At 39.5% G+C, this 15,042-nt stretch carries 13 protein-coding genes; 7 read left to right on the forward strand and 6 right to left on the reverse strand.

Features of this window, described 5'->3' with window-relative positions; translation table 11 throughout:
* Positions 1 to 412: 412 nt before the first annotated feature.
* A complete protein-coding gene (locus AAEU29_RS18065) occupies positions 413 to 1,075 on the forward strand; it encodes a substrate-binding periplasmic protein (protein WP_421974622.1) in 663 nt (220 codons plus the stop codon).
* A 30-nt stretch (positions 1,076 to 1,105) separates the two neighbouring features.
* On the opposite strand, the gene AAEU29_RS18070 is transcribed toward AAEU29_RS18065, so the two are convergent.
* Positions 1,106 to 3,139, reverse strand: coding sequence for a methyl-accepting chemotaxis protein (locus tag AAEU29_RS18070; protein ID WP_421974623.1), 2,034 nt, complete (start codon positions 3,137 to 3,139; stop codon positions 1,106 to 1,108).
* 110 nt (positions 3,140 to 3,249) lie between these two features.
* On the opposite strand from AAEU29_RS18070, the gene AAEU29_RS18075 reads away from it, so the two are divergent.
* Positions 3,250 to 4,041 carry an NAD(P)H-binding protein gene (locus AAEU29_RS18075; RefSeq protein WP_421974624.1) on the forward strand — a complete coding sequence of 264 codons (792 nt, stop codon included), beginning with the start codon at positions 3,250 to 3,252 and terminating at the stop codon, positions 4,039 to 4,041.
* 15 nt (positions 4,042 to 4,056) lie between these two features.
* On the opposite strand, the gene hutC is transcribed toward AAEU29_RS18075, so the two are convergent.
* Positions 4,057 to 4,764, reverse strand: coding sequence for a histidine utilization transcriptional repressor HutC (gene hutC, locus AAEU29_RS18080; protein WP_421974625.1), 708 nt, complete (start codon positions 4,762 to 4,764; stop codon positions 4,057 to 4,059).
* A 169-nt stretch (positions 4,765 to 4,933) separates the two neighbouring features.
* Between hutC and hutI the strand changes: the two genes are divergently transcribed.
* Both hutI and AAEU29_RS18090 read left to right on the forward strand, forming a co-directional pair.
* Positions 4,934 to 6,187 carry an imidazolonepropionase gene (gene hutI / locus AAEU29_RS18085; protein ID WP_421974626.1) on the forward strand — a complete coding sequence of 418 codons (1,254 nt, stop codon included), beginning with the start codon at positions 4,934 to 4,936 and terminating at the stop codon, positions 6,185 to 6,187.
* A gap of 24 nt (positions 6,188 to 6,211) precedes the next feature.
* On the forward strand, positions 6,212 to 8,014 hold the full coding sequence (locus AAEU29_RS18090; RefSeq protein WP_421974627.1) for an EAL domain-containing protein: 1,803 nt from the start codon (positions 6,212 to 6,214) through the stop codon (positions 8,012 to 8,014).
* An 18-nt stretch (positions 8,015 to 8,032) separates the two neighbouring features.
* On the opposite strand, the gene AAEU29_RS18095 is transcribed toward AAEU29_RS18090, so the two are convergent.
* Together AAEU29_RS18095 and rraA are read right to left on the reverse strand one after the other, a co-directional pair.
* Positions 8,033 to 9,085 (reverse strand): formimidoylglutamase, encoded by a 1,053-nt coding sequence (locus tag AAEU29_RS18095; RefSeq protein WP_421974628.1) that lies wholly within the window; start codon positions 9,083 to 9,085, stop codon positions 8,033 to 8,035.
* The gene (gene rraA / locus AAEU29_RS18100; protein WP_274763257.1) at positions 9,075 to 9,572 is read right to left on the reverse strand and encodes a ribonuclease E activity regulator RraA; all 498 of its coding nucleotides are present in this window, start codon (positions 9,570 to 9,572) and stop codon (positions 9,075 to 9,077) included. The genes AAEU29_RS18095 and rraA overlap by 11 nt, the downstream gene beginning before the upstream one ends.
* A gap of 205 nt (positions 9,573 to 9,777) precedes the next feature.
* On the opposite strand from rraA, the gene AAEU29_RS18105 reads away from it, so the two are divergent.
* The 3 genes from AAEU29_RS18105 (at position 9,778) to AAEU29_RS18115 (ending at position 13,292) form a co-directional block, all read left to right on the forward strand.
* Positions 9,778 to 10,287: a phosphatase PAP2 family protein gene (locus tag AAEU29_RS18105; RefSeq protein ID WP_421974629.1), complete on the forward strand. Its 510-nt coding sequence runs from the start codon at positions 9,778 to 9,780 to the stop codon at positions 10,285 to 10,287.
* Positions 10,284 to 11,330 (forward strand): MJ1255/VC2487 family glycosyltransferase, encoded by a 1,047-nt coding sequence (locus AAEU29_RS18110; RefSeq protein WP_421974630.1) that lies wholly within the window; start codon positions 10,284 to 10,286, stop codon positions 11,328 to 11,330. The genes AAEU29_RS18105 and AAEU29_RS18110 overlap by 4 nt, the downstream gene beginning before the upstream one ends.
* Positions 11,331 to 11,411: 81 nt before the next feature.
* A complete protein-coding gene (locus AAEU29_RS18115) occupies positions 11,412 to 13,292 on the forward strand; it encodes a methyl-accepting chemotaxis protein (RefSeq protein ID WP_421974631.1) in 1,881 nt (626 codons plus the stop codon).
* On the opposite strand, the gene AAEU29_RS18120 is transcribed toward AAEU29_RS18115, so the two are convergent.
* Both AAEU29_RS18120 and hslU read right to left on the reverse strand, forming a co-directional pair.
* Positions 13,282 to 13,650, reverse strand: coding sequence for a gamma-butyrobetaine hydroxylase family protein (locus tag AAEU29_RS18120; protein ID WP_421974632.1), 369 nt, complete (start codon positions 13,648 to 13,650; stop codon positions 13,282 to 13,284). The two genes, AAEU29_RS18115 and AAEU29_RS18120, sit on opposite strands and share 11 nt — an antisense overlap.
* A gap of 62 nt (positions 13,651 to 13,712) precedes the next feature.
* Entirely contained in the window at positions 13,713 to 15,041 is a 1,329-nt protein-coding gene (gene hslU, locus AAEU29_RS18125) for an ATP-dependent protease ATPase subunit HslU (RefSeq protein WP_274763262.1), read from the reverse strand.
* Between the last annotated feature and the right edge of the window lies 1 nt (position 15,042).

Below are 15,042 nucleotides of genomic sequence, written 5' to 3' on the forward strand. Positions count from 1 at the left end.
TGAACCCTGAACCCTGAACCCTGAACCCTGAACCCTGAACCCTGAACCCTGAACCCTGAACCCTGAACCCTGAACCCTGAACCCTGAACCCTGAACCCTGAACCCTGAACCCTGAACCCTGAATCCTGAATCCTGAATCCTGAACCTATGTAGGTTATAGACTTCACCTCATTGTAGTGCTCGATACTTTATTGGCGACTACCCGTAGTCAAACTAAGTAAAATCTTTCTAATTTGATTTGGTGATTACTACAAATTTGTAGTTCTGTTTTTTTGCTGTTAGTGATTGAAAGAAATATATTTTTATTCATAATTCTTTTATTACCTAAAAATATCATTATTACTTCATGCTAAAACATCTTCTGCTGTTTCTATTCCTTTTTACATTTGAGTTATATGCAAAAGAAATCGTTGTGTTAAGCAGTGAGGGTCCTCCTCATACTATTAAACATGAAGAACATAATGGAATTGATTTAGATGTTGTTAAGGCTGTTTTAAACCGTTTGGGTTATGACGTTAAGTTTCATTTTGTGCCGTTAGGGCGTGCAGAGTCGTTAATCAAATCAGGTGACTTTAAAGCTATGGCGCCTATATTCATGGCTAAAGATGATGATAATTTCTTTGTTTCATTACCCATTGTGCAATATGCTCCAACGGTATTTTCATTAAGAGAAAACAATTTAAATCCATCGAATTTGGCTGAAATTAAAGGTCATTCAGTCATAACCTTTCAAGGTGCGCCCGGTTATTTTGGCCCTTTCTTTGATGAGTTATCGCAGCAAAAAAACTATTTTGAATCACCGAAAATGAAAGTGATCCCTGAACTGATACGTAAAGGTCGATATGAATATGCTGTGTTAGATAAATATATATTTTATTATTTTTATCGTTTAAAGAATAAAGAGCGGGATGTATCTATTTTCACCGAGCATTTGTTGATGCCTGCTGTTACCGCAAGTGCTGTTTTTTCTGATAAGGATTTACGCGATGAATTTAATCGAGAGCTTGCTGTATTTTTACTAGAAGGTGGTTATCAACGCATTGTAGAAAAGTATCTTGGTAAACTGGAAAAATAGGCTAAGCAGTTTCCTGCTTAGCCATTGTTTTTAAAGCTTAAATTCGTTGACTGTTTTATTTAGGTTACTTGCTAAAAGGCGAAGCGTTTGTGCTTCTTTAGCTAATTCGTTTGCATGATCAGATGTATTATTAACTAATGCATTGATTGAATTTAAGTTGTTATTAATATCTTCCGCTACAACTGTTTGTTCTTCCGTCGCCGTGGCAATTTGATGATTTTGGTCTTGTACTTGAGTAACTGAACTTGAAATATCAGTAAAGGCTTGCAGTACTTGTTCAGTTTGTTCACTTGAACGCGATACTTGCTCTTTACCTTGTTCCATCATTTGAGTTGCTTGCACAGCAATTTGCTGCAATCGAGAGATCATATTACGAATATCATCAGTTGATTCTTGAGTGCGACTAGCAAGCGTTCTTACTTCATCTGCTACCACGGCAAAACCTCTTCCTTGTTCGCCCGCTCTGGCGGCTTCTATGGCCGCATTTAGGGCAAGTAAGTTAGTTTGCTCAGCGATGCTATTGATAACATCTACTACGCTGCCAATATTATTAGACTCTTGCTCTAGCCCGGATACGACCTCTGCTGCTTTTTGTATATGTTCAGAAAGCGTTAGCATCTCTTCTTTAGCTGTATTGGAAAGGCTAACACCTTTGCTGGTTAACTCATTTACTGAATCAGTACCAGCATTGGCTTGCTGAGCATTACGCGATATTTCCAGTACTGTCGCTGCCATTTCTGTTACTGCGGTACTGACATTATCTACTTCGTCTTTTTCTTGCAGTATTTCTTGGTGTGTCTCTTCAGAAACGCGACTTAATTCTGCAGAGGCGCTATCGAGTTGAATTGATTGGTCGCGCGTATTAATTAATAAGCTACGAAGTTTATCAATAAAGGTATTCACATGATTTGCTAATTGACCTACTTCATCATTACTGTCGATATGAATGCGCTTTGTTAAATCACCTTCACCTGAAGCAATGTCTTTCATAGTTTCTGTAAGCAATGAAATTGGCTTTACAATCATTTGCGTAGCAAACACGATCATCGCCATAATTATTAGTAAAATGATGATAACGCTAGAGGTTGTTGCCCAAGCAGCTTCTTTAACTGGAATATTGATATAGCTTTCTGGCACTAATAAACCGAGATACCAATTCAGTTTTGGTTTAGAAAGCTCTAAACGCTGATAAATAACAAAGTATGTTTCACCATTTAAGGTAACCTGCGTTTGGCCTGATTTGTGTTGCTTCATTTGCTGGTTTAATTCAGCAAATCCTTTGGTGTTCGGCATTTGAGATTCAAGTGCAGAGAGGTCATCTTTCTCGATGCCTCGTGACTCATCTTCAATAACTGAAAGAGTATGCTTGGTGCGATTAGACAGGTGAACAACTTTTTGTTGATCATCTAACAAAAATCCGTAACCAACATTATTAAACTGAATTTGCTCGATCATTTCGGCAATGTTGTTAAGTTTAAGATCAACGCCTCCAACACCAACTAATTTGCGGTTTGCATCGTAAACCGTTTGTTGAACAACGGCAGATACATTACCAGTAGTTAAATCAATAGCGAGAGGGCCAACATATAAGCCATCATGTTTAAGTGCATCTTGCCACCAACCGCGTTTATAAGCGAAGTAGTCTGCGCCGTTGTAGTGAGTTGTACGCTCGTTTTCTTTAAAATATGCACCCGTATTAGCCGATGCAAAGAATGCTGAGAGTATGTTGCTATCGTTACCGCTTATGCGTAAAAAATCTTGGTTAATTGCATTGTAGCCTTGCGCATTTTTATAGTCTGCGCCTCGTTCAGTCCAATTTGCAAACCATTCGACCAGATGCGGATTGGTAACAAAGGTTTCAACCACTCTGCCGTATTGCGAAAAGAATCCCTCAATATTTATCTTTTCAGTGTTTAAATAACTCTTGGCTTCTGATTCGATGGAAGCACGAGATAAGTTTGAAATATGGTTAACAAAATAAATAGCTGAGAGTATTAATAGCACAGTAATGGTGCCACCAATTAAGAATAAAATTTTCTTTCTCAAGGATAAGTTATTTAGCATTATTATTTTCCTGAGCACTAAACAGTTGTATTTTAAAGTTACAAAATCCCAAAAGCATGCGCAAAATTATTGTTATATAATCGAATTTTGTTCTAAGACTCTATCTAGTAATGACTCATAATTCAAATAATGGCGTTGTAGTGGGTGCAGGTTGGCTGGGCGCCCCTTTGGCAGAGCATCTCGAAAATTCAGGCTGGCATGTGATTAAAACAAGTCGCCAACAAAAAAATCAAAAAGGCTGGGTTCAATTTAATATCGAGCAAGATATTTGTGATATTAATCTGACAGAGGCTGTGTGGTTTTTTTGTATCCCACCAGGTAGAACACCTGAAGCGCAAAGTGCATATCAAGAATATTTAAAAAGGAGCTTAGCTGAAGCTAAAGCAAAGCAGGCTTCGCGCTTTATTTTTTGCTCTACCACTGGGGTTTATCCTGATGAGCCGCTTCACTTTACTGAATTGGATGCTTTTGAGGCAAAAACCGATAAGCAATCGCGTTTACTTCAAAACGAGCGAATTGTTGCTGAAAGTGGATTAAATACAGTAATAGTACGTTTAGGTGGTTTAATGGGGGCAAAACGTCACCCAGGGCGTTTCTTAAGCGGTAAAAGTTTATCTTCAAGCGCGAATGCAACTGTAAATATGGTGCATCAAGAGGATGCGGTAAATGGCTTACAGTTTATAGCTGAAATTGCTGTACCCGAGCCAATTATTAATTTGGTTACACCGCATCACCCGACCAAAGAGGCGTTTTATGATGAGGCAACAAAGCAACTCGGTATGTTGCCAGTAAGCTTTGAAAAAGCAGGCAAAGAACCACGTATCATTTCAAGTGACTTATTGTTAAAGCTAGGCTTTAAGTTTAAATACGCGGATCTATTTGATGCTCTGCAAAATTGCTAAGAAATACGTTATTTCTTAGCGTTTGAAAGTAAGGTGCCCACCAAGGCGATATTTACTGCCAGGTGAGATTAGACGAGTAAAACTCACCACGCCATTTGATGACCATGTACGACGGATAACTTGTAAACAAGGTTCTTCATTAAACAAGGAAAGCCACTGACTAACTTGGGCGCTAGGCATGATCGCTTCAACTGTGTGACGCGCCTCAGTGAGTGGCGCCACTTCGCATAAATACTCGTGCGGTGTAATCTGCTCAAAGTTTTGTTGTAAGTAGCCTGGCGCAAATGCAGGGTTAACAAAACGCTCTTCTACTTGAATTGGTGTGCCATTTTCTAAATGAACTAGCACCGAGCGATATACTTGGCTATTTTGTTCAACCCCTAGAGCAATGGCAATTGGCGCGATTGCAGGCATTGATTCTAAAATTTCTGGAATACAACGATGTTCACTGCCGCGCTCTTTTATCTCGTCAGCAATATTACGAATTTCAAGTAAGTTAGATTGTGATTTAAAGCTGGCAACAAATGTTCCCAAGCCTTGTGTGCGACTTAAAATACCGGCATCGGTTAATTCGCTGAGCGCACGGCGAGCTGTCATACGGCTTACACTAAATTGTTCTGCCAATTCATTTTCAGAAGCGACGCGACTGTGCTCAGCCCATTCACCTGATTTAATTTTGCTAATGATGTGTTGTTTTATTTGCGCAAATTTAGGTTGTGCCATAGTAACAGTGTTATTGATTAACCAATTGTTTTAAGCCTTTTACCTAAGCAATCGCGAGTAATCAAGCTATAGTTGATAAAAGATACAATCAAGATGGCATATTTGTATTGTATATACAAGTGTTCTTGGTAGACTTTCATTTTTAGATTACATGTATTTTGAGTAAGTTATGACAGCCAATGACGTAAATACGGCAGCGAAACAGTCTTTTGATTTAGTAATTACAAATGTCCATATTGCAACGATGGATAACACCATTGATGATACTTATGGTGCGATAGTTAATGCTGCTTTAGGTATCAAAGATGGCAAAATTGCGTGGTGCGGGCAAGCGTCGACATTTCCTGAATTTGATAGTTTACAAACACCCGTTGTGAATGGACATGGTAAGTGGATTACGCCAAGTTTTATTGATTGTCATACGCACATAGTGTGTGCGGGTAACCGCGCAAATGAATTTGAGATGCGTTTGAATGGCGCCAGCTATCAGGAAATTGCAGCGCAAGGCGGCGGCATTATTTCAACTGTAAAAGCGACCCGTGAAGCTGATCATGAAGCCCTTTTTGTAACTGCTAAAGATCGTTTAAATGCACTTCTTAATGAGGGTGTTACCACGGTAGAAATTAAGTCAGGCTATGGTTTAGATTTAGATAGTGAAATTAAAATGCTGGAAGTAGCTGAACAGCTAAATCAGCATCACCCTATCGATGTGCAAAAAACGTTTCTAGGTGCGCATGCACTGCCGCCAGAATTTAAAGACGATGCTGATGGCTATATTTCATTAGTATGTAATGAAATGCTGCCTAAAGTAGCAGAGCTTAAACTTGCTGATGCGGTTGATGCATTTTGTGAAGGTGTTGGTTTTTCTAACGAGCAGACGCGCCGGGTATTTGATGCTGCAAAACAATATAACTTACCAGTAAAGTTACATGCTGAGCAGTTATCAAACTTAAAAGGCGCTGAGCTAGTTGCTGAATATAATGGTTTGTCAGCAGATCATATCGAGTTTCTTGACGAAAACGGTGTGATTGCAATGGCGAAGGCCAATACTGTTGCAGTGTTACTGCCAGGCGCATTTTATTTTTTACGTGAGACGCAGCTACCACCCATTGAATTACTGCGTAAACATAAAGTAGCAATGGCGATTGCAACTGATTTTAACCCAGGTACATCGCCAATTTGTTCTGTGCAATTAATGCTTAATATGGCATGTACTTTATTTAGACTAACTCCAGCAGAATCATTAGCGGGTGTTACAGTAAATGCCGCAAGCGCATTAGGCCTAAACGATCGCGGTAAAATTAAAGTAGGACTAAACGCTGATTTTGCACTTTGGGATATTGATTCTCCGGCTCAGTTATCGTATCAATATGGCGTCAACCCATTGAAGGGGCTATGGAAAGATGGTCAGCAATTAAAATAGGAAGCTATTTCCGGTGAGAGGCGTATGAAAAAAATAATAGCGGCAAGTACATTAGTGTTGAGTTCATTTTCACTTTTTGCTGCAACAGATACGGTAATGTTTACATTTCCTAGTTTAGTTGCAGGTATGCTTCTGGTTAGTTGGCTACTAGCGATTTTGCAGGCTGGAAACGCGGTAATTCGTGTTCTGGATATTTTGCTAGGTGTTGCAACATTAGCGTTTTTATCTACCTATAATGTTGTCGCACTCATTATCTGCGCCCTTATTCTCACCGCTGAATGTTATTTTACACAGCAGAAAAAAGCCCAGCGCATGGCGCTATGGTTAAACATTGTTAGCTTAGCGTTGTTTTTGGCGTTATCTGCTGGCTTCTATCTCGATTTAATCAATGGCGCTTGGCTCGCTGTTGCTGTTGTATTTCATTATGTCTGCGCTAATTTGTATACCTTTTTCCGCCGCGAGCGACGTTTACAGGTTGCATTATCAAATAAAATGAAAGGCGCTGAAGCGCATAACGATAAGCAATTATTGTTAGACCGCAGTTTGTTTCTAAACGGTTATGATAATTGGCAAAAAAACTCGTTAAGTCGGGTTTTAGTGCTAATTAAACTAGAAGGTTTAGGCAAGATTAATCGTATGGTTGGTCATGATTTTGGTGACTTACTTATTGCGAAGCTAGGTAAAAAAATCAATGATGAACTGAATGCATCAGATGTGCTTTCATTGACTATGTTTAATGAGCCGGTAAAGCTATGTTACTTAGGTGGTGTTGACTTTGCCTTTGCGGTTGATACTAGTGTTGAATCGCATCTTCATCAGCGTCTAGTGCATCGTATTTACGATTTAGTTCATAAACCAACGCATGTTGATAATATTGATTCAGAGCTAAGCCTGCGTGCCGCCATTGTAGAAGATAAAAAACAGTTAAAAGGGCAGCAGTTACTTGCACAAGCTTTCCTTTCTATTGAATTTACAAATGAGATTGATTGGTTAATTACTTTTGAGAAAGAAATTGCCGATCGAGCTGAAAAACGTAAACAGCTTCTCGCAGATTTATCAATTCTGGATTTTGAACGCGACTTTCAACTTTACTTTCATCCTGTAATTGATATTGAAACCAATCAAATTTTATTTATTGAACTGCTATTAAGATGGCATCACCCTAAATTTGGTACTTTAGAAGCCAAACACTTTATTGATGAAATTAATGCTGCTGGCTTAACACTGCCAATAGCTCATTGGGTTTCTGAAAAAGCAGCTGAGTTAGCGCTTGCGATTAAGCTAGAAGAAATTCATATCCCAATCAGTGTTAATTTGTTTGGTAAAGAGTTACTTCAAGATGAGTTTATTGATCATTTAGCAGAAGTGCTTGTAGAGCATAGATTAAGTGAAGGCGATATTATTATTGAAGCGCCGGCAAATGTGTTTATGGGTTTACCTGATTTTGGTGAATCAATTTTACGACGTTTAAAAGAAAATAACATTGCTGTGTGTCTCGATGATTTAGGTATTGAGCCTTTACAGCTTTCTAAGCTACCGCGTCTTGCGCTTAATTATGTCAAAGTAGATGGCTCTATTGTTAAAGAGCTTGCTGAAAACGTTAATACTCGTAGCTTATTGAGCGGTATTATCGATATGAGTAATAGCTTAGGCATTAAAGTAGTGTGTGAAGGTATAGAGTCTGAAACTCAGTATACTTACATTAGCACTATGAAATGCCATGCAGCGCAAGGTTATTTATTTTCAAGACCACTGCCAAATGTCGGTTTATTAGGCTGGCTAAAACAGTGGCAAAAACGTTTAGCTAATGGAGAGCGCCCTTACTAGGGCGCTTTGTATTTGGGGCTATGATTCTCGGCCACTTAAATAGCTAGCAACTAACGCTGCTAATATTTGGCCTGCTTCATTGCTACCTTGATTAACACCGTTAGCGTGCTCACTTGGTGCAGCCTCACATAGGTGTAAATAGCGAGTGTAGGGGCTTAAAGCTAGCTGATAGACAAACTGCTCGGCTTCGCAGACTGCCAAACCGCAGTTTGTAAATGCACTTACTGGCATATACGATATGCTATCAACATCTACTTCAATACCCATAGGTAATTGGTAACTCTGCATTCGCGCTAGTGCTGATTTATTTGCTTCAGTTAGCGAAATTTCTTGGCGGACTTTTATTGCTTGATAAGAGTCAAACGAGAAACCGGCATCGTGCATGCTATCAATAATCGCTTGGTTGTTTTTCAGCTCATGCATGGCAATAACATGATAGTCACGCAGGTAATTCTGTTTATGTGCATAGCTAAAGCCATTACCACTATGACGCCCTTCTAATGCTCTAAAGTCTGCGTGTGGATCTAAGTTAATAGCACAACAGGCTTTCTCAGTACTCTCGCTAAGGGCTTTAATTATTGGGTAGCAATTATTATGACCACCGCCAATGACGATAGGCTCTAAGCCTGCATCAAAAATCATTTTTAAAATTGGGCTGGCAATATCATCAATTTCACCACAAAGCTGACGCAATAATTCAAGCTCTGCAGGTACTTTGTTGCTTAGGCCTTGGCCGCGTTTCATAATATCAACGCAATCAACTTCACCTAACAATAATACTTTATTGCTCGCAATAAACTGATTTGCTTGTAGGTTTAAAAACTTGGAAAAGAAGGCTTTCCAGCCAAGATTAGCCCCCCCATTACCTAAGTTTGCACGTGGCCCAATATCTTCGGGAATTCCCACTAATACATACTTTATGCCATAGGCTGAGGCATCGGCTAATGCGTCTGCAATTGATTGTTGCTGATTGATAAATGAAATACTTTGCCAAACGCGCTGTTCGCCAGCGCGTGATTGGCATAAATCCGATATGCTTTGTTCGGTATAAACAGTTAAGTTATTCATCATCTAAATCAATTGATAGCTCTTCAGCTGAAAGGATAATGCCTGTGCTATCCGCATAGATATAATCGCCATCGAAGAAAGATACACCTGCAAAGTTAACGGGTACACCGGACTCACCAAAGCCTTCACTGTCAGCGGCAACAGGAATTGATGCCACCGCTTGAATGCCAATATCAAGCTCTTCTAAGTCACTAACATGACGCACACTGCCATAAACAACAAGGCCTTCCCAGTTGTTATCAAGTGCCAGCTCAGCAAGTTCGATATCAATTAATGCGCGGCGAGTAGAGCCACCTCCGTCGATGAGTAACACTTTGCCTGTACCATCTTCGGATAAGGTTTCGCGAATTAGCTGGTTATTTTCAAAACATTTAATCGTTGTGATTTGTCCTGAAAACGCAGTTGCGCCAGCAAAATTAACAAATAAAGGTTCTAGTACGTCGATGCTATCAGCAAACTGATCACACAGGTCTGATGTATTGATTTCCATATTAGCTCCAAGGGCTTAAATAGTTTACTCAGTATACCCTGCAGTATGATTAATACAATTGATCTTGCGCGCTTTTCTGTTTGTTTTATTAGAAACACTGTCACAAATAGGTCATTAAAATACCATCTTAATTACGTGAAACTGTCACCTCTTTGTTACTTGCCCAATCTAAAGTCACACTAACAACTCTAAGAAGAGAATTGCTATGCAAACCATTTCACAGTTAGACCGAAAAGCGTTTTTTAAGTTATTCAATCACCAAGCATCAAAACGTCGATTGTATGTCATAAAAACAGTGTCGAAATTGGGCGATGGGTTTGTTTATTTGCTGGTTGGGGTTATGTGTTATGTGGTGGATACAGAGGCGAGTAAACTTGTACTGTCTGCCCTTATTTTGGGGTTTGCATTAGAGCGGCCAATTTACTACCTGCTAAAAAATACCCTAAAAAGAGAGCGGCCTAGCCAAACTATTGTAGAGGGGTTTGTTGTGCCAAGTGATCGCTTTAGTTTACCTTCGGGACATAGCTCTGCGGCTTGGTTATTTGCCTCAGTGATTAGTTGGTACTTTCCTGAACTTAGCTATGTTTTATTTGTGGCTGTGGCTATTTCATTGTCTCGGGTTATGCTGGGAGTGCATTACCCTTGTGATATTTTGGTGGGTGCGATGTTAGGCGTTTGTTTTGCTTCTGTTGGTATTATAGGTGCAACACTATGAACATTTTGTATGGTATTCAAGGCACAGGTAACGGGCACATCACGCGTGCTCGTGCAATGGCGAAAGCATTTGCAAAAAGCGATGTGAAGGTAGATTACTTTTTCAGTGGTCGGCCTGCTAATAAGTATTTTGATATGTCAGATTTTAATGACTATCGCACGCGAGAAGGTTTTACCTTTGCCATTGAAAATGGCAGTGTAAATAAATTAGCAACCCTTAAAAATGTCCGTGTTGGGCAGTTTGTACATGATGTCAAACAGCTAGATTTATCAGGCTACGACCTGGTTATTAACGATTTTGAGCCGATCTCTGCATGGGCAGCAAAAATGGCTAAAGTTCCCTGTATTGGCATAAGCCATCAGGCATCTTTTTTATCAAATAAAGTCCCCTCGCAGGGCGCTAACTTAACCACTCGTTTGGGGTTAAAGTTATTTGCCCCTGCTAGCTGCTATTTAGGTGTGCATTGGTTTCCTTATCATCAAAATATCATCCCACCATTTATTGAGCCGGTAAAAAGTTGGCAACAAGATAACTTTATCGAAAACAAAGTATTAGTGTATTTACCATTTGAAGAACCGCAAAAAATAATTGAAATGCTCAAGCATTTTCCTGAGTTTGAGTTTTACTGCTATCACCCACAATTAAATAACCGGACGATTAATCAGCATATTCACCTTCGCGCTCCTTGTCGTATTGGCTTTTTGAATGATCTTGTTTCTGCGTCAGGAGCGATTGGAAATGCAGGGTTTGAGCTCTCAAGTGAAGCATTACGTTATGGCAAAAAACTGTTATTAAAACCGTTGTCAGGGCAGTTTGAGCAAGCCTCAAATGCGTTTACTCTGGTTAAGGCGGGTCTTGCAACCAGCATGAGTTGTTTAAATGTTGATATTGTTGATGATTGGCTTTCAGTAAACAGTAAACAAGCGATAAATTTTCCAAGTGATCCCAGTCCGCTTACTGATTGGATTGCAAGGGGAACGTTAGATGTAAAATCCCTTTCTGACAGCTTATGGAAGAATGTTCAGTTACCAAACTTTGCCTAATTTAGTAAAGCTTTAGCACAATTCAAGATTGCATCTATACTTTTATAAGCTTTCTAAAATTTATAGATTACAGAGGTTTATATGGAGCTGCTACAGCGTCTAACAATTAAAGCGCGGCTACAACTTAATGCTGTTTTTGTTGGGGCGGCGATGTTTATTTTGTTGCTGGTAATTCTTTATGAAGCATCGGTAATGCTGAAATTGAACAATGCAATCCAGCTAACAGAAGAGCTAGCTATTCAAGAGGGGATCTTGCGTAAGCATGAAAAAAACTTTTTATTTTATAAAGGTGAAGAGTCATTAGAAGCGTTTGATAATGAGTTTAAAACATTAAAGTCTAAAGCAAATAAGTTAAATGATTTATTAACAGACCTGTCTATTTCAACAAATACACTTAGTCATCTCGAACGTGTTATTGATGAGTATAAATCTGATTTTAATGAGGTTGTGGCTCTACAAAGAAAAATAGGCCTTCATCCTAAAGACGCAGCCTATGGTAATTTACGTAATGCAGTACATCAGGTAGAGACTTTATTAAAACAGCAAAAAAACTATATGCTGCTTTCAGATATGTTGCAATTAAGACGTAATGAAAAAGACTTTATGTTGCGCTTGGATAAAAAGTACCTGACTAAATTTAATGACAATATTCAAGTTTTTATAAAAGACATTAAAAGTTCGGAGATTGATGCAAGTTATCAAAGCAATCTGCTCGCCTTACTCAATACTTATCAAAAAGAATTTACAGCATTAGTTGCTGCGCAAGAAGCGCTTGGCCTTGATTTGGAGTCAGGCGCTTTGGGTAAAATGTCAGCTAGCGTGGCGCAAAGCGACGTTTTAGTAGATAAAATGACCGCGGAAACAAAAGCGGCAATTGAAAGTAGCGCTGATTTTTCACGAACAGCAGCAATTGTAATATTTATTGTTTCCACAGTTATTGTAATGAGTTTGGTTTATATGACCAGTCGTTCAATTATTGTTCCAGTAAACAAGGTGTGTGATGTTATTCACCAAATTCGCAGTACTAATGATTTAACTCGCAGTGTGCAAAGTGATGGTAATGATGAGATTGCGCGTATGACGAGTGATTTTGATTCATTTATCGGCGACTTTAAAAACTTAATATTTGAAGTAAAACAGGCGCTTGGCATTTTAAATTCAGCAACAGAAAATCTAGCCAGCACCACAGCAGAAACCAGTGACGGTATGCGTGAGCAATTACATGAAGCAGATATGGTAGCAACTGCTGCCACCGAAATGCAGGCAACCATCCAAGATATTTCACACAATACTGAAGCCGCAGCGAAAAAAGCCGAGTCTACAAACGAGAATGCAATGCAGGGTAAGCAGGAAGTGGATTCAACAGTGTCACGTATTTCAGAGCTCACCCATTCATTAACACATGCCTCAGATGTGGTAACCCAGCTTGAGCAAGATGCAGTCACAATTGGCTCTGTTTTGGATGTTATTAGAGGCATAGCTGAGCAGACTAATTTACTTGCACTTAATGCCGCAATTGAGGCTGCTCGTGCGGGTGAGCAAGGTAGGGGCTTTGCAGTGGTAGCAGATGAAGTTCGTTCACTTGCACAGCGTACGCAAGATTCAACACAAGAGATAGAAAGTATTATTTCAACATTGCAACAACGTACACAAGAAGTGGTGAATGTGATGGAACGCTGTAAAACGCAAGGTAGTGCGAGCTCTGAACAAGCGGTACAAGCAGGTAGCTTACTTTATTCTATCAGCGAAGATGTTCAAACTATTATGGATATGAGCACGCAAATTGCCACTGCAATTGACGAACAAAATCAAGTTGCATCGGAAGTGAATAAAAACGTAATTAAGATTCGCGATATTGCTGAGCAGGCGGCTGCGCACGCAGAAACGAATGCGCAAACCAGTGAAGAGGTTTCTGCTCAAGCAGAGGTATTACACAAAGCAATTGAAAAATTTAATGTGTGAGTTTTATTGGGATCAAAGCCTCGCGAGAGGCTTTTTTTTGTTTAAGCGTGGCAAGGTAGTTTTGCCACAGCTGATCATGATTTTTTGCAAGGTGTGCTAAATAATCCCAGCTGTACAACCCTGTGTTATGGCCATCATCAAAAATTATGCGTGCAGCGTAATGACCAACCTGTTCAATTGCTGAAATTGCCACATCTTTTTTGTTTGTTACCAAAATAGCATTGCCATGTCCTTGCACTTCCGCTGAAGGGGAGTGAACTCTTAAAAACTCAGCGCTTAAAGTGGCAATATGTTGATGATCAAAATGCACATCTAATTGCTTGGAGATACGATGGTAATGTAATTTGGTGACTAACATATAATTTCCAAATAAAAAGGTGCTAAAAAGCACCTTTTTTGTATTTCTAAAAGGTGTTTAGATTATAAGATAAAACGACTTAAATCTTCATCTTTAACCAGTTCACCTAAGAAGCGCTCAACATAATCAGCATCAACAATTAGGCTTTCACCCGATTTTTCGCTGGCGTCGTATGAAATCTCTTCCATTAGCTTTTCCATCACAGTATGTAGACGGCGTGCACCAATATTTTCGGTCTTTTCGTTTACTTGCCATGCTGCTTCAGCAATTTTTGTAATCGCATCTTCACGGAATTCAACATTAACACCTTCGGTACCCATTAATGCTTGGTATTGTTCAGTTAAAGAGGCATGAGGTTCTGTTAGAATACGCTCAAAATCAGATGATGTTAATGCTTCAAGCTCAACGCGAATCGGCAAACGACCTTGCAGTTCAGGAATAAGGTCTGACGGTTTTGCCATCTGGAATGCACCTGATGCGATAAATAGAATATGGTCTGTTTTCACCATACCGTGTTTTGTATTTACCGTTGAACCTTCAACAAGTGGTAGTAAGTCACGTTGAACACCTTCACGGCTTACATCTGGACCTGAAGATTCGCCACGTTTACAGATTTTGTCGATTTCATCTATAAACACAATACCGTTTTGCTCAACTGCATTAATGGCTTGTTCTTTTAACTCTTCAGGATTTACAAGCTTGGCAGCTTCTTCTTCGGTTAATAGTTTGAAGGCGTCTTTAATTTTAAGTTTGCGCTTAGACTTTTTGTCACTCCCCATGTTTTGGAACATGCTTTGTAACTGGTTAGTCATTTCTTCCATACCTGGAGGCGCCATAATCTCAACACCTACTGGCGCTTGAGAAATATCAATTTCGATTTCTTTATCATCTAATTGACCTTCACGTAATTTTTTACGGAATGCTTGGCGAGTTGAGGTGTTTTCAGATTCTTGAGCTTGACCCCATGCATCTTTTGCTGGTGGCAATAACGCATCTAAAATACGCTCTTCGGCAGCTTCTTCAGCTCTAAACTTAAATTTTTCAGTTTGTTGCTCACGCGTCATTTTGACCGCAATATCGGCAAGATCACGAATAATCGTTTCAACTTCTTTACCTACATAACCCACTTCGGTGAATTTTGTCGCTTCTACTTTTATAAAAGGGGCATTGGCAAGTTTGGCTAAACGGCGTGCGATTTCAGTTTTACCAACACCTGTTGGGCCAATCATTAGAATATTTTTAGGTGTTACTTCGCTACGTAGGGCTGCATCAAGTTGCATGCGTCTCCAGCGATTACGAAGTGCAATAGCTACTGCTTTTTTCGCTTTGTTTTGACCAATAATATGCTGATCTAACTCGTGTACAATTTCTCTTGGTGTCATCGCAGACATA

Source organism: Pseudoalteromonas aquimarina (genome assembly GCF_049257255.1).
Taxonomy (GTDB): domain Bacteria; phylum Pseudomonadota; class Gammaproteobacteria; order Enterobacterales; family Alteromonadaceae; genus Pseudoalteromonas.

Excerpts from the sequence above, each read along its gene's own strand:
- AAEU29_RS18070 (WP_421974623.1), bottom strand. The coding sequence starts at position 3,139 with ATGCTAAATAACTTATCCTTGAGAAAGAAAATTTTATTCTTAATTGGT.
- AAEU29_RS18075 (WP_421974624.1), top strand. The coding sequence starts at position 3,250 with ATGACTCATAATTCAAATAATGGCGTTGTAGTGGGTGCAGGTTGGCTG.
- hutC (WP_421974625.1), bottom strand. The coding sequence starts at position 4,764 with ATGGCACAACCTAAATTTGCGCAAATAAAACAACACATCATTAGCAAA.
- hutI (WP_421974626.1), top strand. The coding sequence starts at position 4,934 with ATGACAGCCAATGACGTAAATACGGCAGCGAAACAGTCTTTTGATTTA.
- AAEU29_RS18090 (WP_421974627.1), top strand. The coding sequence starts at position 6,212 with ATGAAAAAAATAATAGCGGCAAGTACATTAGTGTTGAGTTCATTTTCA.
- AAEU29_RS18095 (WP_421974628.1), bottom strand. The coding sequence starts at position 9,085 with ATGATGAATAACTTAACTGTTTATACCGAACAAAGCATATCGGATTTA.
- rraA (WP_274763257.1), bottom strand. The coding sequence starts at position 9,572 with ATGGAAATCAATACATCAGACCTGTGTGATCAGTTTGCTGATAGCATC.
- AAEU29_RS18105 (WP_421974629.1), top strand. The coding sequence starts at position 9,778 with ATGCAAACCATTTCACAGTTAGACCGAAAAGCGTTTTTTAAGTTATTC.
- AAEU29_RS18110 (WP_421974630.1), top strand. The coding sequence starts at position 10,284 with ATGAACATTTTGTATGGTATTCAAGGCACAGGTAACGGGCACATCACG.
- AAEU29_RS18115 (WP_421974631.1), top strand. The coding sequence starts at position 11,412 with ATGGAGCTGCTACAGCGTCTAACAATTAAAGCGCGGCTACAACTTAAT.
- AAEU29_RS18120 (WP_421974632.1), bottom strand. The coding sequence starts at position 13,650 with ATGTTAGTCACCAAATTACATTACCATCGTATCTCCAAGCAATTAGAT.
- hslU (WP_274763262.1), bottom strand. The coding sequence starts at position 15,041 with ATGTCTGCGATGACACCAAGAGAAATTGTACACGAGTTAGATCAGCAT.